Source organism: Methanothrix sp. (assembly GCF_030055635.1).
GTDB lineage: Archaea > Halobacteriota > Methanosarcinia > Methanotrichales > Methanotrichaceae > Methanothrix_B.
Genome location: NZ_JASFYM010000006.1, coordinates 29,262 through 55,441, shown reverse-complemented (window position 1 = coordinate 55,441; position 26,180 = coordinate 29,262). Strand labels below are relative to the sequence as shown.

General features: G+C 56.3%; 29 protein-coding genes and 1 tRNA gene. 10 read left to right on the top strand and 20 right to left on the bottom strand.

What is annotated here, in order from left to right; genetic code table 11:
- Positions 1-223 precede the first annotated feature (223 nt).
- From QFX31_RS03865 to artA, 6 genes are all read right to left on the bottom strand, one after another.
- Positions 224-838: a hypothetical protein gene (locus tag QFX31_RS03865; RefSeq protein ID WP_348530808.1), complete on the bottom strand. Its 615-nt coding sequence runs from the start codon at positions 836-838 to the stop codon at positions 224-226.
- A gap of 48 nt (positions 839-886) precedes the next feature.
- A complete protein-coding gene (fbp, locus tag QFX31_RS03860) occupies positions 887-2,002 on the bottom strand; it encodes a fructose-1,6-bisphosphate aldolase/phosphatase (protein ID WP_348530807.1) in 1,116 nt (371 codons plus the stop codon).
- Between the two features lie 261 nt (positions 2,003-2,263).
- Positions 2,264-2,590: a dihydroneopterin aldolase family protein gene (locus tag QFX31_RS03855; RefSeq protein ID WP_348530849.1), complete on the bottom strand. Its 327-nt coding sequence runs from the start codon at positions 2,588-2,590 to the stop codon at positions 2,264-2,266.
- Positions 2,569-3,210, bottom strand: a complete 642-nt coding sequence (pssA, locus tag QFX31_RS03850; RefSeq protein WP_348530806.1) for a CDP-diacylglycerol--serine O-phosphatidyltransferase — start codon at positions 3,208-3,210, stop codon at positions 2,569-2,571. Before pssA ends, QFX31_RS03855 begins: the two co-directional genes overlap by 22 nt.
- On the bottom strand, positions 3,207-3,794 hold the full coding sequence (locus QFX31_RS03845; RefSeq protein ID WP_348530805.1) for a phosphatidylserine decarboxylase: 588 nt from the start codon (positions 3,792-3,794) through the stop codon (positions 3,207-3,209). The genes pssA and QFX31_RS03845 overlap by 4 nt, the downstream gene beginning before the upstream one ends.
- Positions 3,791-4,552, bottom strand: a complete 762-nt coding sequence (artA, locus tag QFX31_RS03840) for an archaeosortase A (protein WP_348530804.1) — start codon at positions 4,550-4,552, stop codon at positions 3,791-3,793. The genes QFX31_RS03845 and artA overlap by 4 nt, the downstream gene beginning before the upstream one ends.
- A 61-nt stretch (positions 4,553-4,613) precedes the next feature.
- Between artA and QFX31_RS03835 the strand changes: the two genes are divergently transcribed.
- On the top strand, positions 4,614-5,477 hold the full coding sequence (locus QFX31_RS03835) for a S8 family serine peptidase (RefSeq protein WP_348530803.1): 864 nt from the start codon (positions 4,614-4,616) through the stop codon (positions 5,475-5,477).
- 1 nt (position 5,478) lies between these two features.
- The gene (locus tag QFX31_RS03830) at positions 5,479-7,974 is read left to right on the top strand and encodes a S8 family serine peptidase (RefSeq protein ID WP_348530802.1); all 2,496 of its coding nucleotides are present in this window, start codon (positions 5,479-5,481) and stop codon (positions 7,972-7,974) included.
- A gap of 258 nt (positions 7,975-8,232) precedes the next feature.
- On the opposite strand, the gene QFX31_RS03825 is transcribed toward QFX31_RS03830, so the two are convergent.
- From QFX31_RS03825 to QFX31_RS03790, 8 genes are all read right to left on the bottom strand, one after another.
- Positions 8,233-8,382, bottom strand: a complete 150-nt coding sequence (locus tag QFX31_RS03825; RefSeq protein ID WP_297757478.1) for a 30S ribosomal protein S27ae — start codon at positions 8,380-8,382, stop codon at positions 8,233-8,235.
- Complete coding sequence (locus QFX31_RS03820; protein ID WP_348530801.1) at positions 8,383-8,682, bottom strand: 30S ribosomal protein S24e; 300 nt, start codon at positions 8,680-8,682, stop codon at positions 8,383-8,385.
- A gap of 26 nt (positions 8,683-8,708) precedes the next feature.
- A complete protein-coding gene (locus QFX31_RS03815) occupies positions 8,709-9,245 on the bottom strand; it encodes a GTP-dependent dephospho-CoA kinase family protein (RefSeq protein WP_348530800.1) in 537 nt (178 codons plus the stop codon).
- A 1-nt stretch (position 9,246) separates the two neighbouring features.
- Positions 9,247-9,432: a transcription elongation factor subunit Spt4 gene (gene spt4 / locus QFX31_RS03810; protein WP_297757483.1), complete on the bottom strand. Its 186-nt coding sequence runs from the start codon at positions 9,430-9,432 to the stop codon at positions 9,247-9,249.
- The gene (locus QFX31_RS03805) at positions 9,429-10,043 is read right to left on the bottom strand and encodes a DNA-directed RNA polymerase (RefSeq protein WP_348530799.1); all 615 of its coding nucleotides are present in this window, start codon (positions 10,041-10,043) and stop codon (positions 9,429-9,431) included. Before QFX31_RS03805 ends, spt4 begins: the two co-directional genes overlap by 4 nt.
- Positions 10,043-10,426, bottom strand: a complete 384-nt coding sequence (locus QFX31_RS03800) for a PIN domain-containing protein (RefSeq protein WP_348530798.1) — start codon at positions 10,424-10,426, stop codon at positions 10,043-10,045. The genes QFX31_RS03805 and QFX31_RS03800 overlap by 1 nt, the downstream gene beginning before the upstream one ends.
- A 13-nt stretch (positions 10,427-10,439) precedes the next feature.
- Positions 10,440-11,669, bottom strand: a complete 1,230-nt coding sequence (locus QFX31_RS03795; protein WP_348530796.1) for a translation initiation factor IF-2 subunit gamma — start codon at positions 11,667-11,669, stop codon at positions 10,440-10,442.
- A gap of 70 nt (positions 11,670-11,739) precedes the next feature.
- Entirely contained in the window at positions 11,740-12,519 is a 780-nt protein-coding gene (locus QFX31_RS03790; protein WP_348530795.1) for a hypothetical protein, read from the bottom strand.
- Positions 12,520-12,591: 72 nt separating this feature from the next.
- Here QFX31_RS03790 and QFX31_RS03785 point away from each other — a divergent pair, with 72 nt between their 5' ends.
- A complete protein-coding gene (locus QFX31_RS03785) occupies positions 12,592-12,819 on the top strand; it encodes a PC4/YdbC family ssDNA-binding protein (protein WP_348530794.1) in 228 nt (75 codons plus the stop codon).
- Positions 12,820-12,953: 134 nt separating this feature from the next.
- On the opposite strand, the gene rlmJ is transcribed toward QFX31_RS03785, so the two are convergent.
- The gene (gene rlmJ / locus QFX31_RS03780) at positions 12,954-13,715 is read right to left on the bottom strand and encodes a 23S rRNA (adenine(2030)-N(6))-methyltransferase RlmJ (RefSeq protein WP_348530793.1); all 762 of its coding nucleotides are present in this window, start codon (positions 13,713-13,715) and stop codon (positions 12,954-12,956) included.
- A gap of 60 nt (positions 13,716-13,775) precedes the next feature.
- On the opposite strand from rlmJ, the gene QFX31_RS03775 reads away from it, so the two are divergent.
- The gene (locus QFX31_RS03775) at positions 13,776-15,494 is read left to right on the top strand and encodes a ferrous iron transporter B (RefSeq protein WP_348530791.1); all 1,719 of its coding nucleotides are present in this window, start codon (positions 13,776-13,778) and stop codon (positions 15,492-15,494) included.
- Positions 15,495-15,768: 274 nt separating this feature from the next.
- On the opposite strand, the gene pstA is transcribed toward QFX31_RS03775, so the two are convergent.
- Together pstA and pstC are read right to left on the bottom strand one after the other, a co-directional pair.
- Entirely contained in the window at positions 15,769-16,998 is a 1,230-nt protein-coding gene (pstA, locus tag QFX31_RS03770) for a phosphate ABC transporter permease PstA (RefSeq protein WP_348530790.1), read from the bottom strand.
- Positions 16,988-17,893, bottom strand: coding sequence for a phosphate ABC transporter permease subunit PstC (gene pstC / locus QFX31_RS03765; RefSeq protein WP_348530788.1), 906 nt, complete (start codon positions 17,891-17,893; stop codon positions 16,988-16,990). The genes pstA and pstC overlap by 11 nt, the downstream gene beginning before the upstream one ends.
- A 212-nt stretch (positions 17,894-18,105) precedes the next feature.
- On the opposite strand from pstC, the gene QFX31_RS03760 reads away from it, so the two are divergent.
- Positions 18,106-18,786: a DUF5612 domain-containing protein gene (locus tag QFX31_RS03760; protein ID WP_297757408.1), complete on the top strand. Its 681-nt coding sequence runs from the start codon at positions 18,106-18,108 to the stop codon at positions 18,784-18,786.
- On the opposite strand, the gene QFX31_RS03755 is transcribed toward QFX31_RS03760, so the two are convergent.
- Together QFX31_RS03755 and QFX31_RS03750 are read right to left on the bottom strand one after the other, a co-directional pair.
- A complete protein-coding gene (locus QFX31_RS03755; protein WP_348530787.1) occupies positions 18,783-19,028 on the bottom strand; it encodes a glutaredoxin family protein in 246 nt (81 codons plus the stop codon). The genes QFX31_RS03760 and QFX31_RS03755 overlap by 4 nt on opposite strands.
- Positions 19,025-19,366: a hypothetical protein gene (locus tag QFX31_RS03750; protein WP_348530786.1), complete on the bottom strand. Its 342-nt coding sequence runs from the start codon at positions 19,364-19,366 to the stop codon at positions 19,025-19,027. Before QFX31_RS03750 ends, QFX31_RS03755 begins: the two co-directional genes overlap by 4 nt.
- A gap of 508 nt (positions 19,367-19,874) precedes the next feature.
- On the opposite strand from QFX31_RS03750, the gene QFX31_RS03745 reads away from it, so the two are divergent.
- The 4 genes from QFX31_RS03745 (at position 19,875) to polX (ending at position 23,204) form a co-directional block, all read left to right on the top strand.
- A tRNA-Thr gene (locus QFX31_RS03745) sits at positions 19,875-19,969 on the top strand.
- 447 nt (positions 19,970-20,416) lie between these two features.
- Positions 20,417-20,839, top strand: coding sequence for a hypothetical protein (locus QFX31_RS03740; RefSeq protein WP_348530785.1), 423 nt, complete (start codon positions 20,417-20,419; stop codon positions 20,837-20,839).
- Positions 20,840-20,860: 21 nt separating this feature from the next.
- Positions 20,861-21,322: a hypothetical protein gene (locus tag QFX31_RS03735; protein ID WP_348530784.1), complete on the top strand. Its 462-nt coding sequence runs from the start codon at positions 20,861-20,863 to the stop codon at positions 21,320-21,322.
- 166 nt (positions 21,323-21,488) lie between these two features.
- Positions 21,489-23,204 carry a DNA polymerase/3'-5' exonuclease PolX gene (gene polX, locus QFX31_RS03730; RefSeq protein WP_348530783.1) on the top strand — a complete coding sequence of 572 codons (1,716 nt, stop codon included), beginning with the start codon at positions 21,489-21,491 and terminating at the stop codon, positions 23,202-23,204.
- 64 nt (positions 23,205-23,268) lie between these two features.
- Here the strand turns inward: polX and QFX31_RS03725 are convergent, their stop codons facing one another.
- The gene (locus tag QFX31_RS03725; protein ID WP_348530848.1) at positions 23,269-25,287 is read right to left on the bottom strand and encodes an adenosylcobalamin-dependent ribonucleoside-diphosphate reductase; all 2,019 of its coding nucleotides are present in this window, start codon (positions 25,285-25,287) and stop codon (positions 23,269-23,271) included.
- 58 nt (positions 25,288-25,345) lie between these two features.
- Between QFX31_RS03725 and QFX31_RS03720 the strand changes: the two genes are divergently transcribed.
- Positions 25,346-26,140 (top strand): carbon monoxide dehydrogenase accessory protein CooC, encoded by a 795-nt coding sequence (locus QFX31_RS03720; protein WP_348530781.1) that lies wholly within the window; start codon positions 25,346-25,348, stop codon positions 26,138-26,140.
- The last annotated feature ends 40 nt before the right edge of the window (positions 26,141-26,180 follow it).

Here is a 26,180-nt window from a genome sequence, read left to right as displayed (position 1 = left end):
TCATACATCTTTGCGAGCTGTGCTGCTGTGTTGGATAAGTCATGAATATCGGCAAGCAGAAGGTGATTCATGTAATGTGTGGAGAATAGATCGGAATCGAAATCTTTAGACGTGATTTTGAGAAATTTATCCAACACAGCAAGCTGTGCACACTATTGCTTCGTCAAGTTGTACAAAACGATGCTCCCAGAGGGAGCTGTGCCACCAGCCGCTGCGGAGACCCTCAGCAGAACCGGTCCCCATCGATCTCATCCTCTTTTCTCCGGATCCTGGGTCTGGTCGCCTGCGAGGCAACTACATCAATCGAGCTGCGCTCCCTCTCCCTCTCAAGCTCATCCTGTATCGCCTCCATGAGCTCTCTCTTCATCTCCTCATCGGTCTCCAGCATCGCGACCGCAGACATCATGCTCTCCAGAGCTGCATGCGCCCTGCTCAGATCCATGCTCCTGCTCTCGAAGGCGATCCCCTCCCTGTAGAGGGCGTCTATCTGATCCGGAGGCAGGTTCAGGGCGGTGGCAGCGCTTATCGCCCTTCCGTACATCTCCATCGATATGTAGTACTCAAGACCGCTGCGCAGCAGCCGCTCCGCCTCCTCTGGGAAGCCTGCGCTCTTGGTTATCTGAGCGGCCCAGAGGTAGTCTCCCGCATCAACCAGAATATCGACCGCCCTCTGGATCATGCCGTGCTCCCTGCAGAGCACCACCGCGTACTCTATCTCGTTTGCTCTCAGCAGGAGATCTATCGCGGGCTCCACAAGCTCATCCGGCAGGTTCCGCAGATTGTTTATCACATACTCCAGCCTCTGCTGGGGCCCCATCTCATCAAAACTCTCTCTCATTTACAGCTCCTAAAAATGGCTCCTGGTGGAGCCGTGGTCGTTCCGATATCATTCAGCAGGCTCAAATCTCTCAGCAAGCCTCTTCATCACATGGGGGAGAGTTGTGTACTCCATCTCCTCAAGCGGCAGCCTGTGCGGCTCGAACGGCCCATGCGCCCTCATGTAGTCAGTGATCTCCAGCACCCTCATACGGGTGAGATCGAAGGCGACATCCGCGAAGAGATCCACAGGACCGATGAGGAGACCATTGCATAGCTGGAATCCAGCCGCGATCACCCTCGGCGGGCCGTCGAATCTTGTGGGGTGCGCGTCCTCGAAGGCGCATGGCATCAGCGGGCCGTTGTGCGAGCCCCGCATCCATCCTGAGACGAGATGGCCCAGGGCGAACGGCTCCAGAACCTCTCCGAGTGCAGGAAGCCCGGACTGGGCCCTGACAAGCGCAACCGGGTCGTCCTTTCCGACGTATGTCCCCGCGGTCTGGTAAAGCTTCTCGGTGCTCACGACCGCCACCGGCTCCTCGGATGGTAGCTTGCCCCCTGGCTTTGGGTACACCCTCTTTATGACGTACCGGCTCTTGGCCCCGATGAGCGCCAGGATGTCGTACATCTCCTCGGGGCTGGACATGAAGACCTTCTTGTGATCTATGATATCCCATATCTCGAAGACGAAGCCGTGGTGGAGCGATGGATCTATAACAAGACCCGCTGTGTTGAAGGGGTCCGCAAACATCCTGAAGATGGGAAGGTTGAACGCCCCAGGCTCGGTCTTGTCCATCATGAACGCGACCAGCGGCTCTGCGCCGCGCTCGGTGAACTGCATCTCAGCGACGCCAGGCCCCATACCGCGTATGTTGCCGGAGAACGCATCGCAGAGCAGGTCCTGCCCCGCGCCGTAGAGCTTCAGGCTCTTCGCCTCTGCGGTCGCCTTCTCAAACGTCTCCCAGGCGATCGCATGGATCTCCGCCTCATCTGTTCCGAGCCTGTGTGTCATCAGCAACTCAAGATCGTCGCCGCATGCCATGACCTTGAAGTCTATGAGTGTGCCCGCGGATTTCGCCTCAGATAGAACCTCCTCAGCCTTGTCGATCAGCGCCGGATGCACAGAGGCGTGCCCGGGCCAGCCGCCCACATCAGCCTTGATAAGGCTCACAGTTACCTTGCTCATGATCAGCACCAATGCTACAAAGTGAGGGGAACATAAAAAAGTAATCCACACGGCACTTGCAGCACCAGCGTGCTGTGAGATCCTGAAGATGCTGCCATCGAACCCCCCTGCATGAAGACGGGGGTTTGCGCCCTGAACTCAGGTACGGCTTACGTTACGCATCTCCGGTTCTGCATCGCATCACCGAGATCCGGAGTGGCGCCAGATTATGGAGCGCAGATCATGAGATCACATTCACGCAACGATAACTTCACCCATCTCTCACTTCAGACGCATCATCGGATAATCTTTTTCAGGATCGTACTCAAGAACCGCCCCCACGCGTGCCCCCTCATAAACGATCTCGATCTCAGCCCTGATCATCTTCCCGGAGAGCTCTGAGTAGCCGAACATATTCCCCCTGAGCATGCTTCTGTCTATGCGCACGCTCACAGATTCCACATACGGCTGCAGGGATATCGATCGCTCGATCGCCCGCTCCAGCGAGTCCGCGGTCTCCTCGCTCACGGGCGTTCCGACGAACTGGTGGTACAGAGCGCCCAGCTTTATCCCTGCCTCGAATGCTGCTATCTCTCTCGAAGTGTACAACATCTCACCACCGGCATCATCAGATAAAATGCCATTGGGATCAGGATGACGACCGCTGAGGCCTTCACGCCTGAGGTGTAAAGCGCTGAAAGCGCAACCGCTCCAACCATCAGAGATACAGGAAACAACCTGGGATCTCTGAGCTTCGGATACGGCACAGTGCTCACCATGAGGGCCGAGAGGATGATCATCAGAAATGACGTGAGCGGGAGTGAATCCAGAAGCAGGCTGACACCAAGTACCAGTCCTGCAGCTGTTATGGGGAGCCCCTCGAAGTGCGTCCACTCCGCTGGAGAGATGTTGTACCTCGCGAGCCTGAGCATCCCGCAGAGCATGTAGAGGGCGCATATGATGAGAAGATACGGCTCACGGTGGATGAAGAACGTTGCAGCAGCGGGGGCGACCCCAAAGGATACCATATCCGCGAGAGAATCCAGATGTGGCCCAAGCTCGCTCTGCTCGGATCTCCTTGCAACGATTCCATCAGCTCCATCAAAGAGCACAGCTGCTATCAGCATGAGCACAGAGATGTCCCGGAGCCCGAGATGCGCTGAGATCGTGGCGCTGAAACCTGATATGGCGTTCATAAGTGAGAGGAAATCCTGCGCTCTGAGCCTCATCCCCTCAGCTCCGCTATCACGGTCTGGCCGGCGCGGACATGCTCCCCCTTCCGTACGGTGATCCTGTATCCTGGCGGGGCTGTGACCACTACACCAGACCCAAATCTGATCATGCCTATCCGCTGGCCACGCCTCAGCCTGTCGCCGGGCGATACCCAGCAGACAACCCTCCTGGCGGCCATCCCCGAGATCTGCTTCAGCGTGAAGCGCCCCGTCTCAGTCTCAATTTCAATAATGCTGTGCGCGTTCCTGAGCGGATGACGGAATGCAGGCGAGTGCTCTCCGCTTCTGAACTCCACGCTTCTCACGACCCCATCTAAAGGGGATCTGTTCACATGAACATCCATCGGCCCCATGAATATGTAAATGTGCTTTTCATCTGCATCCACCACTCTGCCATCAGCGGGCGATACCATGCCATCGCCCTCAGGAAACCTCTCAGGATCACGGTGGAAGTGGATCATGAAGGCTGTCACGAGCAGCAGGATCAGTGAAAGTGCCCTGCTCAATGAATAAACCAGAAGGGAAGCCGCAAATGGCGCCGCAACCCATGGCATAGATCCAGGGGCGAGCCTGAAGCTCAAACCTCCGGCCTCCTCGATGCCCTTAGCTCGGCGAAGAGATCATCGATCAGCACGAGCAGCTCTGGGAGAATCGCAAAGACGATGTACGCTATGAGCAGCAGCGCCAGGGTCGAGCCCACCTTCGCGATAACGTTGTGCGCCAGGTAGAAGCTGTCCTGCCCGAACCACTCCTCTCCGTAGGCGAGGAGCACGAAGGCGTTCCTGCCAATGTTGAGAGTGTATATCGTCGCCGTGGATAGTATGACGGCTCCAAGCCTTCTCGCCCTCGGGGCTCTGACCGAGAGGATCACACCTGCGAAGAGCGCGATGCTCTCTATGGCGGTGCACGCGAGCACGATCTCCACCGATCGGCCGTTGAGCGCCAGAAGATTCCAGCTCTCCATCGAGACGGGAACGTTCAGTCCGGCAAGCAGCCAGAATGTCAGAAGCGTTGTGCATCTTATCAGGATCTCTGATAAGCTCTGGACCTCTGCAAATGGAAAGTAGAGGAGACCGCAGATGGCGGCTGCCATGCTGATCCATTCGGCTGTGTCAGACATTCCTCCCGAGAGAATCCTCCAGCAAAAGGAGAAGGAGATTGCAGCAGCTCCGACGACCACCATCACGTTGAAGTAATCCTTTATCGACGTGTAGTGCCAGGCCTCCATGAGCCAGTAGGCTCCTAGAAGCAGCCAGCCAGAGCCTGAGATCATGGGGCGTCTTGTGATTGAGGAGATGAGAAGCAGTATCAAGCTGAGCCAGAGAATGCCGCCTGTCATTGTTATGATCTTGAAGGGCAGGTTTATTTAGCATTATCTCTCAGGAGGTGTGAGAGGCGGGATGGTTCCAGCCACTCTGGAGATGTCTCCGTCCCCGCGCCCTGGAGGAGTTATGAGACGTGTGCCTCTTGTGTTGGTTCTCGCTGCGGCCCTTCTGCTCTCCATGCAGTTTGCGCATACTGAGAGCTCGAAGATCGATCCCGCGGTTGAGAGGATGATGAGCAGCGACGATCCGGTACCGGTGATAGTGATCTTCAGAGATGGATGCTCCCCAGATCTTGGTGGTATAGATGTTCGGTACAGATACCATCTCATAAACGGGATCTCTGCGGTCTGCGAGGGGGATGAGATAAGGAGGCTCGCTGAGGATGATGGTGTGGAGGGAATATACCTGGACGGAGATGTGAGCGTCACCGCCCCTGTCTCCTCACAGGGTGGAGATTCCGTCTGTCCATCGGAGATGGTGGATGCTGAGAGGGTGTGGGCAGAGGGCATAGACGGCTCAGGGGTGATCGTGGCCATCATAGACTCAGGGATCGATAAGAACCATCCAGATCTTGCGGGAAAGGTCATCGGCGAGAGGAACTTCGTGGAGGGTGAGGACACGACAGAGGATCTTGTCGGGCACGGAACGCTCTGCGCTGGCATAATCGCCGGCTCCGGAAAGGCATCCGGCGGGAGGTATAAGGGAATAGCGCCCGGAGCGCGGCTTCTGAACGTCAGGGTCATAGGAAGCGATGGAAACGGAAAGGTCTCAGATATAATCGCGGGGATCGAGTGGTCTCTTGACAACGGAGCAAGGGTCCTGAGCCTGAGCCTGGCGGGTCTTAACCTGGGCGAGACGAATCCTCCGGTCACGATGGCAGCGGACAAAGCGATGGATGCCGGAGCAGTGGTCTGTGTTGCAGCCGGAAACAACGGTTAAATTGGCGGCGTTCTTTGTTCTGCTGCTCGCCCTCAGCGGATGCATCGACTCCCCTGGAGATGGCGTGAAGGTCATAACGGTGGGAGCCACAGATTGCAGGGGCCATATAGCGGACTTCAGCGGTTCAGGGCCGACCAGGGATGGCAGAACGAAGCCGGATATCGTCGCCCCCGGGGTCAACGTCATAGCATCAGCTCCTCTGGGTCTCAAGGATCTCAAGTATGTGGATACATACTATGCAAGATCATCGGGGACCTCGCTGTCAACGCCGGCTGTTGCAGGAGTCGCTGCGCTTCTTCTCCAGAAGAATCCGTCGCTGAGCCCTGCGGGTGTGAAGGCTGCTCTGTTGAAGGGCGCGGTCCGTCTGAACAACACGCTCGGAGAGGAGTACGAACCCTACTACCAGGGAGCTGGGCTTGTGAACGCCTACAACTCCTACAGGCTCCTGAGCGATGATCTGTGCGGTGTGATGCCAGATCGCTGGATTGTGGGCAGATGGGCGTTCATGAGCGGTGGGAAGGCGGTCTCTGCAGGTCTCGATTCGGGCGCGGACAGGCCACAGAAGAAGATATACGCGCTCGCGCCGGGCGACGAGGACTGGACCACCAGGTTTGTGTTCTTCACCGATAGAGCGCGCGAGAATCTGAGCGTTGCTGTGAGAGGTGATGTCAAGGATTGGATAACAGTCATGGATCTGCCGGAGTCTCTGGCGGAAAACAGCCATGCCGTCTTCGGAGCCAGCATCGCAGTGCCTAACGGGACCGCAGCCGGGGTTTACACCGGTTCGGTGGATATCTGCGAGAAGGGCAGAACCATAATCTCGGTGCCTGTGCGTGTCGAGGTCGCCGCGCCACTGATCATGGTGATGGGGAGTGCATCGGTGGCTGACGAGATACTCCCAGGATCCTGGCGCTACTACTATCTGGATGTGCCGCTCGGCACGCAGCAGATCAGGGGCAGGCTGAGCTGGTCCGGAAGCTCAGACATGGATTTATTCCTCCTTGCGCCGACGAGCGAGTACTATCATGAGGACTCCCCGAACGGCATGGAGGAGGCTGTTCTCAACAACCCTGCCTCAGGCAGATGGATTCTGGCTGTGCATCAGAGGAATGCGAGCTCCCCTGAGAGATACCTGCTCAGGGTCGAGAGGTCGTTTGTGAGGAGCGAGCCGGGTGCGTGGAACGCCGGCGCTGTTATGCCCGGCGGAGAAGCGTATGCCACGATGCTGCTCGAGAACGAGGGTCTTCCGCTCAGAAACATCAGCTACAGCGGCATCGTGGAGAACAGCACATCGTTCAGCATAAATGGTTATGTGAGCGAGAGGCTCTCCTGGACCGCAAAGTTCGATGTCCCTGAGGATGTGAGGAGGCTCTCGCTCAGACTGCTCTGGGATAACCCGGAGAGCGATCTCGATCTCAGGCTTTACGCGCCGAACGGGAGGCTTGCGGCTCGATCAGAGGGGTATGAGAGCACCGAGGAGATACAGGTCTACGATCCCCCTCCCGGAAGCTGGACTGTCGTCGTCATAGGCTATGATGTCTTTTCTGATAAACAGAACTTCGAGCTTGTAACAACGCTGCACACCAGGGAGCCATGGGGATGGCTCGATGTCCTGGGCCCTGACGAAATTCAGCCCGGCACTGCTGCAAACGTCAACCTCACGCTCAGAGTGCCTCCGGATGCACCCGGAAAAGAGATCCGCGGCTATCTCGAGATTCGAGGGGATAACAGCTCACTCGAGATACCTGTCGTGGTCACAGTCGCAGGAGCCTCTGTGAAGGGTGTGGAAGGCATCAGCTTTGAAGATGGTGATAATGATGGATTTATAGATGCACTCTCTATAAAGATCGCAGTGAATGCTTCTGTCCCGGGCGTTTACAGAGCTGAGGGCGGGCTCTTCGACTGTTCCGGCAGGATGATAAAATGGATGAGCGGATCCGCGCCGATCCGCGGTACCGGCAGCATCGAGCTCAGGGCCGATGGCAGAGAGATCTGGAAGAGCGGTGGATGCGGCCCTCTCCACCTCAGAGATATCATCCTCTACGGAGAGGATGGCGATGTCTTGGAGGAGCGCAACCAGACGACAATCATAGACAGAAGCCCGTCCGACTTCCAGCCGCCCAAGGCATACTTCAGCAGGATCTTCACAGATATGAGCGAGCTTGCTGGAGGCAAGATAAGCAGCATCGTTATCGGTGTCGGGGTTACTGTCAACGTCCCCGGAACCTACACGATCAGGGCCAGGCTCAGGAACGATGATGGCGATGTGATAGGAGAGATCGCGAACACCACCTCACTTAGAAAGGGGAACAGCACCGTCGCTCTCAGGTTCAACCCGACGAAGTTCGTGATGCTCGGAGAACGTTCACGCCTGCATCTGACAGATCTCACCCTCAGCTCAGGAGATGAGGTTCTCGACAGGATCGATGAGGCATGGTCAAGCAGCCCGATGGATCCGGATGAGTTCACAGCAAAGAGGGCGATGGTCTCGATCTGACAGGGCGCAACAGGGTGCAAGCTCCGGTCTTTCAGGCCGGAGAGGAGGTCACACCAAGCATCTGAACTCGCGATGCATTACTGTAAGCATGCTCCGATGCTTTTCTCCGATGCTTTTTGATGCCAGATCAGAGTAAGTTCGCGACCAACCGCTTCATCAAGGCACAAGCTGGCCGACGGAAAAGATCAAGCAGAACCGGCGGAGCGTCCGCGCGCGCTCCACCTTTGCCTTCTAAGCAATATAATGTTACTCTAAACTTCACTTCTTGAACTCTGTGTAGCCGCACCTGCCGCAGCTCATCCTGTCCTTGTGCTCCGCTAGAAAGACTCCATTACCGCACCTCGGACAGATGGGCTTTCGCGCCTTTATGGTCTCCCCGCTGAGCTGATAGTATCTGTGCACGGCCATCTAGCTGGCCTCCTTCTGCTCTGACAGGACGTTCCTCTTCACTATATGCGGGTTCTCCACCTGCCTCATGCGCTCCTCGCTCTCGTAGATCCTCGCATGGGCTATGCTCTCCCTCTTCCCGAACAGGCTGTTCATCTTTCTTATGACAACCAGTCCCGGCTTAGAGTCCTTGATGGCTGCAAGCCTCTCCAGGACGCTCCTCCTTGTCGGCGTCGAACCCTCGCCGTGTATCACCTTAAGCACGATCTCCCGCCTCTTCAGCAGCGGATTCTCGCGCTCGCTCAAGATCTCTATATCCATAATCGGATCACCTTCCTCCACATCTCTTAAACCTTTTCTTTAACGATCATTCTTTCAAGAATTCCCTTGATCTCACTCTTCTTCTCAGGTGTGACCATGACAAGAACACTCCCCACAGACGGCTGGCCGTAGACGACAGCAGATCCGAGTGGTGCGTAGAGTATTGCGGGCAAAGCTGCCAGGTCCTCCTCGCCATCGACTACGATCTCGGTGGGCGTGCATCCGTTCAGCGATTCGCGGACCGCGTCCATAAGATCAGCTGTGATGGTCCCGGGCGGATTCTCGACCGTCACAACCCTGTAGCTTCCCTCGAGATGTCTCCGCTTGATGCTGTCCTCGACAGGAGACCTCTTGGTCTTGTGATCGACTATCATCAGGTCGGGCGTGAAGGACGCCTTGAGGATGTAGAATGTGGTTATATCCCCAACCGCGATCAGCCTCTCCGCGCCTCTAAGATGCTCTGCCATCATCTCGACGCACTCGACCCCGTGACACCTGTAGAGGGTTCCAAGAGGCGCCTTCAGCTCCTCACGCATCTCCTCGGGAAGTACAAGAACTCTCAAGCTATCGCACCTTCAGAGCATATCTTCCGGGCAGCGTTATGCCCAGCTTTGCGGCAACCTCCGAGCCCTTCGGATCTATGACCACGACGTATCCGGCCCAGTCCTTGCTCAGAGAGGACGATCCGCAGATAGGGCACACCAGCCCCTCCACGATCCTGTGGCACTCACGGCATGCCTGCTCGGTCATTCAGCCTCCGCCTTCTGCTCAGCACTCTCGCTCTTCTTCACAGGCTCCTTTGCCTCCTGGGTCTCGCCGCGCCGCAGGGCCTCGAGCCACTCGATCTTCCCCAGACCTGTCTGGCGCATCGTGAGCCCGATCTTGCTCCCCCTGGGATCCTTCTCGTTCAGGCTCACAGCGATTATCCTCGCACGAACCCTGTCGCCCTCGGCCAGGAACTTGTTTGTGTCCTTGCTCACAAGCCTGGCGTTCTTCTCATCGTATGCCATGTACTCGTCCGTGATCTGACTCACGTGGAGCAGACCATCGAACGGCCCGATGCTCACGAACGCGCCGAACTTGACTATCTCGACGACCTCCCCCTCCACGACCTCCTGCATCTCAGGCTTGAAGACTATCGCATCGAATACCACATCGTAATACACAGCGCCGTCGCCAGCTATTATGCGACCCTCACCTATGCTGTCGACGCCGAGGATGGCCACGATGGCGCCCAGCGTCCTGTCGACCCTCGCCTCGTACTTGGTCCGGAGGGCCATCTCCACCGCGTCATTCAAGGGGTTGCCCATATCCTCAGGGGGTATCCTCACCACACCCTCAAGCTTCATCCTTCTGTACATCAGAACCTCCCCTGCGCATCGATCTCGAGGTACTGGCTCTGGCGCAGGTAGATAACCGTGATGCCTCTCTTAGATAACCTTTTCCTGAGCTCCTTATCGCCTGTGAGCACCGCGGCTCCGGTCTCGGATGCAAGCCTCTCCAGGACATCATCCGCATCTCCATCCGCATCCAGGATCCTGCATCTGGAGAGGAGGCCGAGCGCGACGCTTGCAGCGCGCTTGTCTCTTCCTCTGTCTGCAAGCTTCGCGATCGCCTTGAGCTCCCTGATCACAGCTGTTGGCACCATGTACTCGAAGTACCCCAGCCTCTCGAGCTCCGAGAATATATCGACACCGAACTGCTCAGGCATCATCAGCGCGTTTGTATCCAGGAGAACCTTCAAGCACCCTCTACCTCTAGGAGACTATGGTTCCGACCCCGATCAGACGCCATCTGGCCCCGATGCGCCTGCTGACCGCAACCCTGTCCCCAACCTCTGCGCACACCGGCCTCTTGAGCTGTACCTGGACCTGGCCGCTCTCCCTCGCGCTCGTGACAACTCCCACAGTAGTCGCCGTGCCCACGTTGAGCATCAGAGGCTCGCTTGTGTGTATCGGCTCGACAGCAGCCTCCTCCGTGGACCCAACCACCCTGTCCAGGAGCTTCATGTCCATGACGAAGCTGTGCCACACGGGAGGAAGCTTCCCAGGAGCGCCCGCCACCTGTCCAACCAGATTGTCGCTCTTCGTTATCGCAGGGTCGAGGTTTGTTCCGACGCCGATCAGACCTCCAGGGGTGACCTCTGCGACGTCCTCCCCTCCAGCTCTCAGGTTCGTCACCTTGGTCTGTATCGGAACCCACTGCTTCTTGCCCTCCGCCTCGACCAGCCTGCCGGGTACTATCTCGAGCTTGTCGCCCTTCCGGAGCACGCCCTGGCTCAGGGAGCCGCCGACTACTCCGCCGATCAGGTTCTCGACAGATGCTCCTGGGCGGTTGACATCGAAGGATCTCGCTATCTTAAGCAGCGGCGGCTTCTTGGTGTCTCTCGATGGAGTGGGGATGACCTCCTCTATCGCCTGGATCACCATGTCTATGTTTATGTTCTGCTGAGCCGATATCGGCACCACAGGAGCGTTCTCAGCAACCGTGCCCTTGACAAAGGCCTTTATCTGCCTGTAGTGCTCCAGCACCTCCTCCTTCGAGACTAGATCTATCTTGTTCTGCACGATGACTATCTTGTCTATCCCTGTTATGTTCAGGGCCATGAGATGCTCTTTCGTCTGGGGCTGGGGGCATGGCTCGTTGGCCGCTATAACCAGCACCGCCCCGTCCATTATCGCAGCCCCGCAGAGCATTGTGGCCATGAGGGTCTCGTGGCCGGGGGAGTCCACAAAGGAGACCGTTCTGAGAACGGTGGTTTGGGATCCGCAGTGCTTGCAGACCTCGTCCACTGTGTAGCAGTCTGGCGCTGGGCAGCTCGGGCACTTCCTGAAGGTAGCATCGGCATAGCCAAGCCTTATCGATATGCCTCTCTTTATCTCCTCGCTGTGCTGATCGGTCCATACGCCGGACAGTGCCCTGACCAGTGTGGTCTTCCCATGGTCCACATGGCCGACCATGCCTATGTTAACTTCCGGTTTTGGCAATTTTGGATCTCCTCGAGTATCGATGATGCACCCTACAGCATACACTATATAAATACTTCACGAACCGCCTTCAGGCATAGCCTGCGTATGCGTCTCTTATCTTGCTTCTTATCTCGGAGACGAATATCCGGTAGCTGTTCTGCGTGAATCCCTTCCAGCCGATGAACTCCTCGTAGAGGCCTGCGCCGAACGCCTCCTCATCTGCAGTGTTGCTGGGAGTTCCGAAGCGTCTCAGGATCGAGAAGTTCTCCTCAAGATACAAAAGAAGAGCCATCTCTGAGTAGGGTCTGGGCAGCAGGGGCTGCGTCCCGATCAGCTCCAGAAAGAGCCTCTCGTCCTCCCTAAGATCCTCCGGGGTGATGTTCAGTTTCCCTATGCGCTCTGAATCGTACGTCCTGACCTCTGAGCCTGACTCCCTTGTTATATCCTCAAATATCCTGGCCACCTCGAGCTCGTGCTCCAACGTGAACAAAAGCATCTTCTCCGTCGCCCTCTCCGCATAGCTTTTGTTCAGAGAGATCATCGAGAACCAGAGACCCCTGTAGTACATACGCCTGCTCATAGAGATCGAGAAGTCGAGCGCATTGCTCCTCCCACCAAGCGACGGAAAGAAGTTGATCGTATCTGTCTCTAAAAATATATGCTTTTCAGTATCCCCGCAATGCAGCCCCTTCACACGATCGATGCTTGAGAGCTCGCGAAACACCTCCAGAGGATCCTCGAGCCTCCTGTACTCGCTCAGCAGACGATCCCGCTCAGGCTTTGAGAGGCATGCCATCCTGCTGCCGACCTTCCCCGCAACAGAACGTATCCACTTTATGTACTCCATCTCGAAGAGTGCTCTGTCCATGCTCACATCTCGCAGGTTTCTCATTCTGTGGGTACACAAAGTATTTAGCAGGAGCGGAGATCTGGGTCTGAGGTGAATGAGGTGGAAGAGGAGATCGGGAGGATCAGAAAGAATGAGAGCACTGAGGTTGTGATCAGAAAGACGGAGTTCAGGGGATCTGTGGGTGTGGATATCAGGGAGTATCTTACCTCTGAGAGATACACTGGATGGTCGAAGAACGGCGTGCGCATACCAATAGAGCTCTGGCCAGAGTTCAAGGCGCTCCTGGACAGGGTTGGTACTGGAGATGAGAAAGGCTGAGCACATCATATCCAGTTCTGAGCTCAGATGGATGGCGATGCCCATAAGCAGCAGCTATCTCGATCTGGTTCGTGGGGATTTCCCGGCCACTGGCCGGTGATGTCTCAGCCGCATGCCTCCACGGAGCCCATCTCTCAAACAACATCCTGTCCTGCGACCAGCCGTCTCAGGGTGGATCTGAATCTCTCCGCGCATGATCTCAGCCGTCTCCTCAGAATCACATCACCAGATGACACAGCCACGATGCAGCCCCGCCACCTACCGCCCTCCAGGCCCACATCGTGAAACGTCAGGGGATGCAGGTCCAGGCATTCAGGAAACTCCACGTTATCCATGATGTGCCAGCTCATCGCCGACCAGCCACGGTTTTCAGCTTCAGTTAAAAGATCGATGGCCCTGTCGTGATCCTCCGGGGAGGGAGGGTCGATGAGCAGCAACCCCGGCGCGCTTATCTTCAGGAGTTTCATCACGCCGGAGAAGCCATCGCCGAGATGGAAATGTACGCCAGGGCAGCTGCGCCAGCTCTTCCCGACGTCCTCGCTGATATCCCAGAGCTCTGCCAGTACCCTCCGACCGAGAGTTCTGCCGAGCCTGAGAACGATCTGTGCAGACCCGGGGTATCTCAGGAGCTGATCCCCGTTCATCTCCTCCAGGACCGCGAAGTAGGGGCTCTCGACCTCTGATCTCAGCTGCCAGCACCGCCCTATGCCCCATCTCCATTCCCCATCGGGCTCAAGCCTGTACTCCGGGTAGCCGGCATGCGATTCTGCATACACCAGGTGATCTGAAGTTGAGAGAAGATACGCAGCAGCCGCTGATAGCAGAAAGTGCTTCCAGAGATCACCGGCATTTCCTGCATGCTCTCTGTGGTCGTATGTCATCGATACCCATCTCATCAGGGAAGCTATATCTTTCTCTTCGATAACCTTCCGATAACCTCCCGCAGGAGTCTCGATATGCAGGAAGAGAGGCCACTCAAGATACTTCTCATGGGCAACCCGAATGTGGGCAAGAGCGTGATATTCTCGAGGCTGACAGGAGCTGATGCCATCTCCTCCAACTACCCAGGGACAACTGTGGGCTACACAGAGGGCAGCATAAATGTGCTGGGGAGGAGCGCCGCGCTGATAGATGTCCCCGGCGTGTATTCACTGGATCCGAGCTCAAAGGCGGAGGAGGTCGCGAATCTCATACTGGATCAGGGCGCTGATCTAATAGTCAACGTTGTGGACGCAACAAACCTGGAAAGAAACCTGAATCTGACCCTGGAGCTCCAGGAGCGCGGGATCCCGATGGTCGTAGCCCTCAACCTCTGGGATGTTGCTGTGAGGAAGGGTCTTGAGATAGATGTCGGGAGGCTCTCAGAGGAGCTGGGCATAAGGGTGGTGCCCACGGTTGCTGCCAGCGGACTTGGAATACGCGATCTCGTGGAGGCGATCGAGAGCTCCATGGCTTCAAAACCGCCTGCGCTGAGCCTGGATCCAGGAGAGAGGTGGCAGAGGGTTGGCGAGATCGTATCGAGGGTGCAGAAGGTCCATCACCGGCATCCCTCTCACCTCGAGCGGCTGGAGGATCTCACGATACGGCCCTGGACAGGGATACCCGTGGCGCTCGTGGTTCTCTACATCTCGTTCAGCCTGATCGTGGGAGCCGGAGAGCTCTTCACGGAAAAAGTGAGCGATCCTCTCTTCCTGAGATACAGCTACTGGATCTTCTCGCTGGCCGGTAGATACACATCGGGTTTCGCGCATGACATCCTTGTGGGGAGATCTCCGGAGCTTCTGGAGTCGTTCGGCCTCCTGACAACAGGGCTCTACATACCATTCGGCATCGTCCTCCCGTTTCTCGTGCCCTTCTATCTTGTGCTGGGGTTCCTCGAGGACCTGGGATATCTTCCCAGGGTGAGCGTGCTTATGGACGCTCTCATGCACAGGCTTGGCCTCCACGGCGCTGCGATAATACCATGCGTGCTCGGGATGGGTTGCAGCGTTCCTGGAGTTCTGGGGCTGCGCGTTCTGGAGTCGTCGAAGCAGCGCTTCCTCGCTGCAACCCTCATGACCATGAGCATACCCTGCGCATCGCAGACCGCGATGGTATTCGGAATCCTGGCCCCATACGGCCTGAGATACATCTTCGCAGTCTATGCGACTCTGCTAACAGTTTTCATCATCTCGGGCATGCTTCTTCACAGGATGATCCGCGAGGAATCGCCTGAGATATTCATGGAGATCCCTCAGTACAGGATGCCTGTAGCCGGTGCGCTGCTCAAGAAGACATTTCTGCGCATCAGGACATTCATATCAGAGGCAGTCCCCTACATAGGAATCGGTATAGTTGTTATGAATATCTTCGAGATCACAGGGCTCATGATGAGCATCGGGGAGCTGGCGAGGCCGGTCGTCTCAGGCATCCTCGGCCTCCCAGAGGAAGCTGCGACAGCCCTAATTCTGGGCTTCCTGAGAAAGGATATCGGCATAGGCATGTTCGTCCCGCTTGGGCTCTCGCCGGAGCAGCTCGTCATAGCGGCTGTTGTGCTCGCGATGTACTTCCCATGCGTAGCAACCCTGACTGTGCTGATGAAGGAGCTCGGAGCCTATGATACAACCAGAGCGCTGATCTTCCGACTGATCGCGGCTGCGATGGTGGGGGGCATGCTCAGGGTTGTTCTTCTGTGAAGCGGTGAACTGACCTTTGATGCGAGCACATGAGCAAACCGCAGCATTATCCGGTACCCAGAGGTCCGGCTTACCGACCAAAATCTATAAGTATTAATAACTACAATTAGTTTTTTTGCTGTAGCTCTGATGGGAACAGCCAGGATATGCTCCTCGAGAGCGTTTTTCGCCTGGCATGCATCCGGCGAGGCTCGGAGGTCAAAGTTGTGCGCGCCGTGATGGGCGCAGCATCGCTCTGAGCAGGGGGAACCGGGGTGTATCAGAGCTGCAGCACCTACCACCTTATCTTCTTTCTGTAGTGGTTTCTTACAACTATCGCCAGGAGGTTCATAGCCAGCACCAGGCCCATGAGAACCAGAGCCGTTCCCCATGCTCTTCTCTCCACATCCCACGCTCCTAGGAAGTATATCAGCTGCAGAAGATGATAGCACAGGTTGTTCACAGGCTGATACACATCCGGAAACACGCCGTAGACCTTATCCACATACACTGGGGTGAAGGTCACAGCTGTCCACATGATCGGCGCGGTCTCTCCGGCTGCCCTCGCCACGCCGATTATCAAACCTGTGAGTATGCCCGGAAGCGCTGAGGGAATGACTATCCTCATGATCGTCTGCCACTTTGTGGCCCCCAGGGCCATGCTTCCCTCGCGCAGGGAGTCAGGAACCGCTTTCAGCGCCTCCTGCGTCGTCAGAATTATCGTCGGCAGGTTCATGAGCCCCAGGATCACAGATCCCGCAAGCAGTGATATTCCGAATGTTGTGACGAGGAATGCGAGCCCGAAGAGACCGTAGACCACTGACGGAACCCCGTTGAGGCAGCTTATCGATATCGTTATCAGGCGATTGAGCGTGTGGCTCCTCGAGTACTCGTTCAGGTATATTCCCGCGCCTATGCCGAGCGGGGCTGAGACGAGCATGGCGCCGAGGACAAGCCACATCGTGCCCTCGATGCACGTCACAATGCCGCCCTCCTGCCCGAGGTTCCTGTGCGGCTCTGTCAGAAACTCGATGCTTATGGCGCCAATGCCGTTGTAAAGGATCACCGACAGTATGCCGCCTAGTATCAGAATGGCCAGCACCGCCGAGCATCTGATAAGCGTGAAAGCCAGAACCTCTCTCGCCTTTGCGCCGAAACCGTAGAGCATGTTGATGGCATCTTTTAAAATCAAAACGCCCGCGATGAACACGGCTGATGGCGCAAGAAGCCTGTAGCTGAATGAGGCACCCAGGTTTGAGGGGCTGATGACAAGATCTGGACGTGAAAATAGAAGAAAGATCTCGATCGCGATGATGATCAGGGCATCGAGGTACACAACAATCGCACTTCTGGTTTTCAGCCTGAGGGCCAGCAGGATGAGCATGAGCGTCGCAACTGGAAGGAGAGATCTCCAGAGCACCAGGAGATGTCCAAGCGGCGGCTGAATGACCAGCGCCATCAGCGATGTGAGAAGCAGAATCGCGCCTGCAGCTGTGAGCGCTTCTGTTCTTTTATCAGTAGCCACCGAACCTCCTCCTGATGCGCTCGCGAGCGAGATCTCCTATCACGCTCAGTACTGATACTATTATGAGAAGCATCAGCCCCACAGCGAAGAGCGCGTGGTAGTGCAGTGAGCCGTGTGCCACCTCACCCATCTCTCCTGCTATCACAGAGGTGAATGTCGCGCCACGGTCGAAGACATCGTATATAGGTCTGGGAATCCTGGCGATGTTCCCGACAACCAGCAGCACAGCCATCGTCTCGCCGATTATGTTGCCTATGTTCAGAAGCACTGCCGCTGTTATGCCGGACGAGGCTGCCGGAAGCACAACATACCTTATCGTCTGCCATCTCGTCGCTCCGAGGGCCATCGAGCCCTCCTTGAACTCGGTCGGCACCGCCCTCAATGCATCCTCGCATATCGTCGTTATCGAGGGTATGAACATCACTCCGAGCAGTATTGCGCCAGCCAGTATTGATCTGCCTGTGAGCATGTCGAAGGTGTTCCCCAGGTAAGGCACGAGAATTATGATGCCCAGAAATCCATACACTATCGATGGAACCCCGGCGAGCAGCTCCACAGCCGGCTTCAGCACGGCTCTGCTCCTGGGTCCGGAGAGCTCTGCCAGATATATGGCAAGGGGTATGCCCACCGCCATGTTTATCGCCAGTGCGAGGATAGAGACCAGGAGCGTGTTCACTATCAGGGGACGCATCCCGAAGATGTTTCCAGAGGAGTGCCACTTCTCGCCCAGGACCAGGTTCAGCACACCAACCTCAGAGAGTGCAGGCAAACTCTCTCTTACGAGATATGCGAAGATGAGTGTCATGAGAATGATGGAAGTCGCTGCTGTAATCAGGAGCACGGCCTCTATGATCCTCTCGTGCATCCTTCTCAGGGCAGGGGGCAAGACACTCATACAACCCCAGAGATCGATGTGCAGCATAAAGACCTTATCTATATTCAGTATATAGATGAATGACCTCCTTTCAGGATGCCTTTCAGCGGACACAGTAGTGAAGGGGCGCATGGTTGCCAGGCACATGGGCTGCAACGAGCCTTTTCAGAGGTGAATGATCTAAAGATTCATCTGGTGCTTATCACACTGAGGTCTGATGGAGGTCTGAGATAATGGGGGATAAGACGAGCTTTGCGATAAACATAATATGCGAGGACAGGCCCGGGATGCTGCGCGATATAGCGGGCGTGGTGGCGGAGCACGGCGGCAACATCGTCTACACCCAGCAGTTCGTCCTGGACAGGGGCGTGAACAGGGGGAAGGGGACTGTTTACATGGAGATCGAGGGGGATGTGCGTGGTGGTGTCGAGGGAGTGGTTGAGGCACTCAGATCGATGCCAATGGTCTATGAAGTCACAGTGCATCCCTCATTCAACCAGATCTACGGCTCGAGGGTCATAATCATAGGTGGAGGCGCCCAGGTCGCCCAGGCTGCTGTCGGAGCGGTCAGCGAGGCCGACAGGCACAACCTGCGTGGGGAGAGGATAAGCGTCGACACGATCCCGCTTGTGGGAGAGGATGCGATCGCTGATGCCGTGAGCGCTGTGAGCCGGCTTCACAGAGCCTCAATACTGATTCTGGCAGGCGCTCTGATGGGCGGGCGCATAACAGAGGAGGTGGCGAAGCTCCAGAAGGAGGGTATACCCGTCATAGCCCTGAAGATGGCGGGCACAGTTCCCAAGCAGGCAGACCTCGTCGTCACAGACCCGATTCAGGCAGGGACCTTCGCGGTCATGCACGTCGCCAAGACGGCGGTGTTCGATATAAACAGGGTGAGGGGCATGGAGTTCTAGAGCTTCAGCTCCCTGAGCCGATCCCCATCGAAGAGGTCTCCTGTTGTGTAGAACCTGCCGTTCATCTCCAGCACAGGCGCTGACATCGTGAACACTCCGTTGACCCTGAGCTCTGTGAGAGCCTCGGCTGTTGTCATGTCGACAACCTCGAAGCTCACGCCCCTGCTCTCAAGAAACGCCTTCAGCTGTTCACATCTCGGGCAATCAGGCGTTGTGTAGATCCTGCATGCCAAGCACCTCACCTCAGAGACATCGGGTAATCCCTGTCAGCCCAGATGGCATATCCCTGGTTCACCGCGCGCTCTGCGCACTCCCTGCAGCATGAGAAGTTCGCAAAGTACTCGACTCCGTTCATCTCATATTCAAAGACATTGTTTATTGTGAAGCCACTTATCCTTCTGAAGTCCTCACCCATGCAGAAGAAATCGTTCGCCACCTCAGGAGGGCACTCCTCAAGGTACCAGTCCTTTGGCACGAGCACGGGCAGAATGGCCATGTCCATCCCGCAGCCACACGGGCCGTAGCAGTCCTCAGGCCCCAGGAAGACTATCGCCTTGTTGACAGGAGGCAACTGACTCACCTCTTACCTGAAATGAGCACCTTCGGAGCTCCACACTCTCTGTGTCGGGATCGCATTTTAAGTTGTTGGCGTGACTTCCACCCTCCCGCGCTTCGATTTGCTTCGACTCTGTCGAAGCCTCTCGACGCAGTCGAAGGTTTCATCGATCTGGTTCATCCAGTATGCTTCTACTGACGTAGAGGCAGCGACTGCCATAAGTAGCCACTTATACCTGGCATCAACCAGCTCGACGGCCTGCTCTCGCAGCCCTGCAGGTGCATCTGCCATCGTAGACGCAATGGCTACTATAAGTAGCCACTTAGTGAACCGGCTGGCTCATCTCCGCGAATTATCGGAAAGCTGGATTGGTCCGGATTTCCGGTACCGTTGAAGCTTCCCTTTCGCCATTCTCAATATTCCGCTAATTCACCTGGATGATCCTCTGGGTTTTATTCAGACAGGCCCCCTTCGTAGATCGCAACGCTTGATCGTAACGCTTAAATCAGGATCCTCCTCAACACCATCCTGTGCCGCCGTGGCTTAGCCCGGTTAGAGCGGCTGATTCGTATGAGCCTCAGGCTCCGGTATATCAGCAGTTCATGGGTTCGAATCCCATCGGCGGCTTTATTCAGCCAGACGCGGATTCTCCGCGCTTTTCCGGCGTTCAGCATCATTTTCGGAAAGTTTATACCCTAAGAGTGCATAGTAGAAGAGCGGATGGGTAGCACTGAAGGGTAATTGACAGCATTGCTCCAGAGGTTTGCGCCTTTTAGCTGCGCAGGTACTTTCCTTCAACAAACAGAATTAGCTTTGCTGTTCAGTTTAGAATATTATATTATGATAGTATAAGATTGTTTGTATCGCGACACGGACCATTTTTGAGATATCTGGTCCTGGTATATGTCCAATACACCGGTATTAATCAGATTTAATTGCCGGCATGTGGTTAGATTCGTTTGATATCTTTGTTAGAATATATAACCTGGACTTAAGAAAGTTACCAAAAAATATAAATAATTCCAAGTAGACTAACTCTTACATCTAAAGGATGTATGGGTGGTGAAAAAAAGCATGAAAGGAGCGATATTGCTGGCTGTGACACTGGCGCTGTTGACCACTGCCATGGCCCAGGACTTTGCCCCGATGGCTGGGATGGGCACATCTCAGACGGCGTTCATAGCTGCCAATGGAGTTTACTCCGCGGGCGGCGCTGGCTTCGCGTTCCCGGTCATTCCAGGACAGAACTACAACTACAATGATATCTACTCCGCAGCCGGACCTGATGTGGCGGTTGCGGCGTTCGGTGCAGTTGCAGCAAATACAAAGACCGTGACGAAGAGCCAGGATGCAAACGCCTGCTGTGATGTCTGTGATTGTAACGCCACACCGACGATCAATCTCCAGAGGATCGGACTCCCACAGCAGATTGCCCTCGGCGCTGGTGCTGGCAGCAGGGCCACAAACACAGTCACAATAACCGACCAGCAGAAGTGAACAGGGGAGTAGCAGAAGGTTATGAACGATATGCAACCGCCCGTCAGCGTTCTTGTTCTGCTGACGGGTGTTGCACTGATTTTTCTCGCAAACGCATCAGCACAGGAGAGCATGCAGAGCCTCTCCATAGAGGACGTTAGGGCTTTCCATCAGGATTTTCTCCGGAAATCCAGCAATTTAAGCCTCATGCAGTCTGATGTCCCTGAGATTCCAAGTGCGTCCTTCGCCAGGCTCGCGCCTTCCAGCAGCGGAGATCTTGTTGCAATGAACTCGAATATGGAGAGGGATCTCTCATACGGCGGTGAGATCGCGGAGAGCGCGCCCAGGATAAACTACATGGACATCTCCCTGGACAAGATCACCGTGATAGCGATCAACATGGGCCGGGGCGGAAGCGCCATCGCGACGTCCAACGTTATGATAACGCCAGTACAGTCGCAGGGCGGATATCCATCGTGCTCGGCACTGGACAAGCTGAGATGAGCTGAAGTTCTGCTCCTGAAATTCCAGGAAGAGAGTATCAAAGAGCATCGCGCTGAGAACCAGCGCTGTTATGTAGTTCTACGCTCAGCGTGGATCTGTCCCAGATCCCGCGTGTGGCCGCACACATGGCCAAGTTTGTTATACCACCTTGCACAATTTTAATCCTGTGAGAAACAAGGAGATCGCGGCCATACTCTATGAGATGGGGGAGCTGCTGGAGCTGAGGGGGGAGAACCGCTTCAAGGTGATAGCGTACAGCAAAGCAGCGAGGGCGATTGAGTCCCTCAAGGAGGACATAGAGGATGTCTGGAGGCGCGGTGAGCTTGACAGAATACCCGGTATCGGGAAGGCGATAGCAGAGAAGATATCTGAGTATCTCACGACAGGCCACATAAAAGCGTATGACGATCTTGTATCCTCCACACCACAGGGAATGAAGGAGCTGCTCCAGCTTCAGGGTGTTGGTCCCAAGACCGTCGCGCTCCTCCACGAGAAGCTTGGTGTGTCGACAATCGACGAGCTGGAGGCTGCTGCGCGGCAGCACAGAATCCGAAGGCTTCCCGGCATGGGCCCTACGAAGGAGACGAACATCCTGAAGGCGATAGAGCGGTACAGGAGGCGATCCACAAGAATACCGCTCAGCGTTGCTGCGCGCATCGTGGACAGAATCATGCACTACCTTGGGGGCATCGAGGGTCTTAGCAACATCACCGTCGCCGGCAGCTTCCGGAGGGGAAAGGAGACCGTTGGGGATATAGACATCCTGGCGACCTCATCAAGGCCGTCAGATGCAATAGCCGCGTTCGTTCGCATGCCGATGGTTGATGAGATCCTAGGCCAGGGGCCGACGAAGGCGAGCATCATCGTCGAGGGCACCGTTCAGGTCGATCTGAGGATCGTCGAGCCGAGATCCTATGGAACCCTGCTCCAGTACTTCACAGGCTCCAAGGAGCACAACGTGAAGCTGCGCAGCATAGCGCTCCAGCGCGGTTACTCCCTCTCAGAGTACTCCCTCAAGAAGCTGGATACCGGCGAGGAGCTCTTCTTCGATCGCGAGGAGGATGTGTACAGAGCTCTGGGCATGCAGTACATCCCTCCTGAGCTGAGGGAGGATCGCGGTGAGATTGAGGCGGCGCTTGCCAATAGACTTCCACATCTCGTGGATCTATCCAGCATCAGAGGAGATCTCCATGTGCACAGCACATGGTCAGATGGCATCGGATCCATCGAGGATATGGTCTCCCGCGCAAGATCGCTGGGATATGAGTACATAGCAATCACAGACCACTCTCCGAGCGTCGGGATAGCCGGAGGCCTCTCCGATAAGAGAATGCTGGAGAAGATAGACGAGATATCCAGGATGAACGAGCGGCTCGAGGGATTCAGGATACTCGCCGGCACAGAGGTGGACATAAGGGCGGACGGTAGTTTGGACTATGCAGATGAGATCCTGGAGAGGTGCGATGTGGTTGTGGCTGCGATCCACATGGCGCAGAGCCAGAAGGAGCGCGAGATCAACAGCAGGCTCGTGGCCGCGATGGAGAACGAGCACGTCGACATAATCGCGCACCCCACCGGTCGGATCATAGGGAGGAGGGAGCCGTACCAGGTCGACATGGATCTCATCCTGGAGACAGCCGCGAGAACAGACACGATCATGGAGATAAATGCGTATCCGGAGAGGCTGGATCTCAGTGACGAATGGGCGAGGCGAGCGAAGGAGATCGGGGTGAAGATGGCGATCAGCACAGACGCGCATTCGCCTGAGCAGCTGGGCTTCATGCGCTACGGGGTCACGGTCGCACGCCGGGGATGGCTGGAGCCATCTGATGTGATAAACACCCTGAGCGCCGGCGAGCTCATGAAGCATCTCGGATTATGATGGAGGACAGCAGTTGTGAACTCCTGTCTTCAGTCCGGGAAGAAGATCACCTATAGGCAGCCGATCATCCACCGCAGAACCTGCAGCCGTTCGCGAGAGCATCGGGCTCTCCGAGGTAGAGGACCTGCTCCCTGGAGCCGTACCTGTAAACGGTGATTCCCTTGCAGCCCAGCTCGTAGGCCAGCCTGTATACCCTGATGACATCGCTCACAGACGCCTTCTCCGGGAGGTTCACGGTCTTCGAGACCGCATTGTCTGTGTGCTTCTGGAAGGCTGCCTGGATCCTGACATGCTGCTCTGGGCTTATGTCCAGGGCTGTGAGGAACAGCTCCTTCAGCTCCTCCGGAATACCTGGAATATCCTGTATCGAGCCCCTGCGCGCGACCTCTGCTCTGAGTGCCGGAGTCATTATTCCCCTCTCAGTTGCCATCCTCTCGAAGAGCGGCGAGCTCTCTATAAGCCTCGCCCCCTCGAGCACATGGCGAACAAAGGACACGGCGAAGAGCGGCTCTATGCCAGAGGATGTGCCGGCGATTATGCTTATCGTGCCTGTGGGGGCGATAGTGGTTACGGTTGCGTTCCTCATCGCATCCCAGTTCTTCAAAGAGGACTCTTCGAAGAGCGGGAACGATCCCCGTTCCCTCCCCAGAGCACACGACTCCTCGCGTGCTGTTTTTGTGATGAAAGCCATCAGCTCCTCCGCGATCCTGAGGGCATCCTGGGATGCATACGACACACCTATCTGGATCAGCATCTCGGCGAACCCCATGACCCCAAGCCCGATCTTTCTCGTGCGGAGGGTTGCCTCTTCTATCTGCTTCAGCGGGAACCTGTTCGCATCTATGACATCGTCGAGAAACCTGACCCCCAGCCTTACGGTCTCCTCAAGTCTATCCCAGCAGATCTCGCCCCTCTCAACCATCCTGCTCAGGTTCACAGACCCCAGGTTGCATGACTCGAATGGCAGGAGCGGCTGCTCTCCACACGGATTCGTCGCCTCTATGAGCCCAGGCACAGGGTGCAGCGCGTTTATCCTGTCTATGAATATCACCCCGGGATCACCGCGGCGCCATGCGTACGTCGCCATCATGACCATCAGATCCCTGGCGTTCATCTCACCGGTCGCCTCCCCGGTCCTGGGGTTTATCAGCTCCACAGAGCCATCGCGCTCGCACTCGCGCATGAACACATCTGTGATCGCCACAGAGATGTTGAAGTTCTCCATGCCGCCGCGATCCTTGCATGCGATGAACTCTGTTATATCAGGGTGATCAACCCTCAGGACGCCCATGTTCGCGCCCCGTCTCCTCCCGCCCTGCTTTATGACCTCTGTCGCGGCGTCGAATATGCGCATGAACGATACCGGGCCGCTTGCGACCCCGCCCGTGCTCCTCACAACATCCCCCTTCGGGCGGAGCCTGGAGAAGCTGAATCCGGTCCCCCCACCGCTCTGGTGTATGAGCGCCATGTACTTCAGAGCGTCGAATATCCCGGAGATCGAGTCCTCCACGGGAACCACAAAGCATGCCGAGAGCTGGCCGAGGGGGAGGCCCGCGTTCATAAGCGTAGGGGAGTTCGGGAGGAAGCTGAGAGATCTCATCATCGAGAGGAACTTGTTCCTGAAACCATCAGCATCCCCACCATAGCGTCTTTCCACAGCGGATACCGCGGAGGCGACACGCTCGAACATCTCCCCAGGGGTCTCGATGACATTCCCAAGCTCATCCCTTCTCAGATACCTCTTCTTCAGAACCTCGACCGCGTTGACGCTGAGCTTGAGATCATCTGAAACTCCAAGATAGTGCTTCGCCTCCCTTATCTCAGACCGCCTCTGCCTGTAGAGTATGTACGCCTTGGCGACCTGAGCGTAGCCGGCATCTATCAAAACCTCCTCGACGATATCCTGGACGTCCTCCACGGACGGTATTCTATCCCTGAAGCGTTCGTCAACAATAGCCACAACCCTTCCGGCGAGCTCCACGGGCGTTCTCTCGTCCACGATACCCAGCGCATCGAATGCCCTGGATATCGCCCTGGATATCCTTGAGGGATCGAAATCGACCGTTCTACCGTCCCGCTTTATTATCTTCTCGACCAGCTCGCTCCCCCCGGTGCAAACGATATATACCTCTATCCTTTACGTGAATATAAACTCAGACTCTGGGGGTCGTCGCATAAAGCTCGCAGTCTCAGGAAAGGGTGGTGTTGGCAAGACAACTCTCGCCGGAACGCTTGCGCGTCTCTTCGCCCGTGATGGCTACAGGGTTCTCGCGATAGACGCTGACCCTGACATGAACCTGGGATCGGCTCTTGGGATAGAGAAGAATCCGAGGCCGATCACCGAATACAAGGAGCTCATCGAGGAGAGGGCGAGCATGCCGATGGGCATGTACCGTATGAACCCAAAGGTGGATGATGTGATAGAGAGATGCGGATGCACGGGTCCGGATGGTGTGAGGTTCGCTGTCATGGGCACCCTGGAGACGGGCGGGAGCGGATGCATGTGTCCTGCAAGCGCGTTCCTGAAGGCCCTTCTCAGGCATGTCATCTCCAGGGAGAAGGACGTCGTGATACTCGACATGGAGGCTGGCATAGAGCACCTCGGCAGGGGCACCGCGAGAGGCGTCGATGCGATGATAGTGGTTGTAGAGCCCGGCCTGCGATCCATAGAGACCGTGGAGCGGATCAAGAGGCTGGGCGAGAACATAGGAATAACTAACCTGCTTGCCGTGATCAACAAGACCGACGATCCCGGAATAGTGAAGGAGAAGCTCGAGGAGATGGGAATACCTGTTCTCGGGACCATACCATTCGACAGGAATCTGATAGAGGCAGATCTCACAGGAAAGGCGCCCGTAGATGTTGGCGGGCCTGCTGTCGAGGCCATAAAGAGGATCAAGGAAGAGCTGGTCAGGAGGTTTGAGAGCGCCCCCTGAAGGGGGATCTCCTGCACTCCGCTCTAAATATCCACTCACA

Excerpts from the sequence above, each read along its gene's own strand:
- spt4 (WP_297757483.1), bottom strand. The coding sequence starts at position 9,432 with ATGACCGAGCAGGCATGCCGTGAGTGCCACAGGATCGTGGAGGGGCTG.
- QFX31_RS03865 (WP_348530808.1), bottom strand. The coding sequence starts at position 838 with ATGAGAGAGAGTTTTGATGAGATGGGGCCCCAGCAGAGGCTGGAGTAT.
- QFX31_RS03805 (WP_348530799.1), bottom strand. The coding sequence starts at position 10,043 with ATGTACAGAAGGATGAAGCTTGAGGGTGTGGTGAGGATACCCCCTGAG.
- pstC (WP_348530788.1), bottom strand. The coding sequence starts at position 17,893 with ATGAGTGTCTTGCCCCCTGCCCTGAGAAGGATGCACGAGAGGATCATA.
- pssA (WP_348530806.1), bottom strand. The coding sequence starts at position 3,210 with ATGAGGCTCAGAGCGCAGGATTTCCTCTCACTTATGAACGCCATATCA.
- fbp (WP_348530807.1), bottom strand. The coding sequence starts at position 2,002 with ATGAGCAAGGTAACTGTGAGCCTTATCAAGGCTGATGTGGGCGGCTGG.
- QFX31_RS03825 (WP_297757478.1), bottom strand. The coding sequence starts at position 8,382 with ATGGCCGTGCACAGATACTATCAGCTCAGCGGGGAGACCATAAAGGCG.
- QFX31_RS03820 (WP_348530801.1), bottom strand. The coding sequence starts at position 8,682 with ATGGATATAGAGATCTTGAGCGAGCGCGAGAATCCGCTGCTGAAGAGG.
- QFX31_RS03740 (WP_348530785.1), top strand. The coding sequence starts at position 20,417 with ATGAAAGGAGCGATATTGCTGGCTGTGACACTGGCGCTGTTGACCACT.
- QFX31_RS03735 (WP_348530784.1), top strand. The coding sequence starts at position 20,861 with ATGAACGATATGCAACCGCCCGTCAGCGTTCTTGTTCTGCTGACGGGT.
- QFX31_RS03835 (WP_348530803.1), top strand. The coding sequence starts at position 4,614 with ATGGTTCCAGCCACTCTGGAGATGTCTCCGTCCCCGCGCCCTGGAGGA.
- QFX31_RS03775 (WP_348530791.1), top strand. The coding sequence starts at position 13,776 with ATGCAGGAAGAGAGGCCACTCAAGATACTTCTCATGGGCAACCCGAAT.
- artA (WP_348530804.1), bottom strand. The coding sequence starts at position 4,552 with ATGACAGGCGGCATTCTCTGGCTCAGCTTGATACTGCTTCTCATCTCC.
- rlmJ (WP_348530793.1), bottom strand. The coding sequence starts at position 13,715 with ATGAGATGGGTATCGATGACATACGACCACAGAGAGCATGCAGGAAAT.
- QFX31_RS03790 (WP_348530795.1), bottom strand. The coding sequence starts at position 12,519 with ATGGACAGAGCACTCTTCGAGATGGAGTACATAAAGTGGATACGTTCT.
- QFX31_RS03760 (WP_297757408.1), top strand. The coding sequence starts at position 18,106 with ATGGGGGATAAGACGAGCTTTGCGATAAACATAATATGCGAGGACAGG.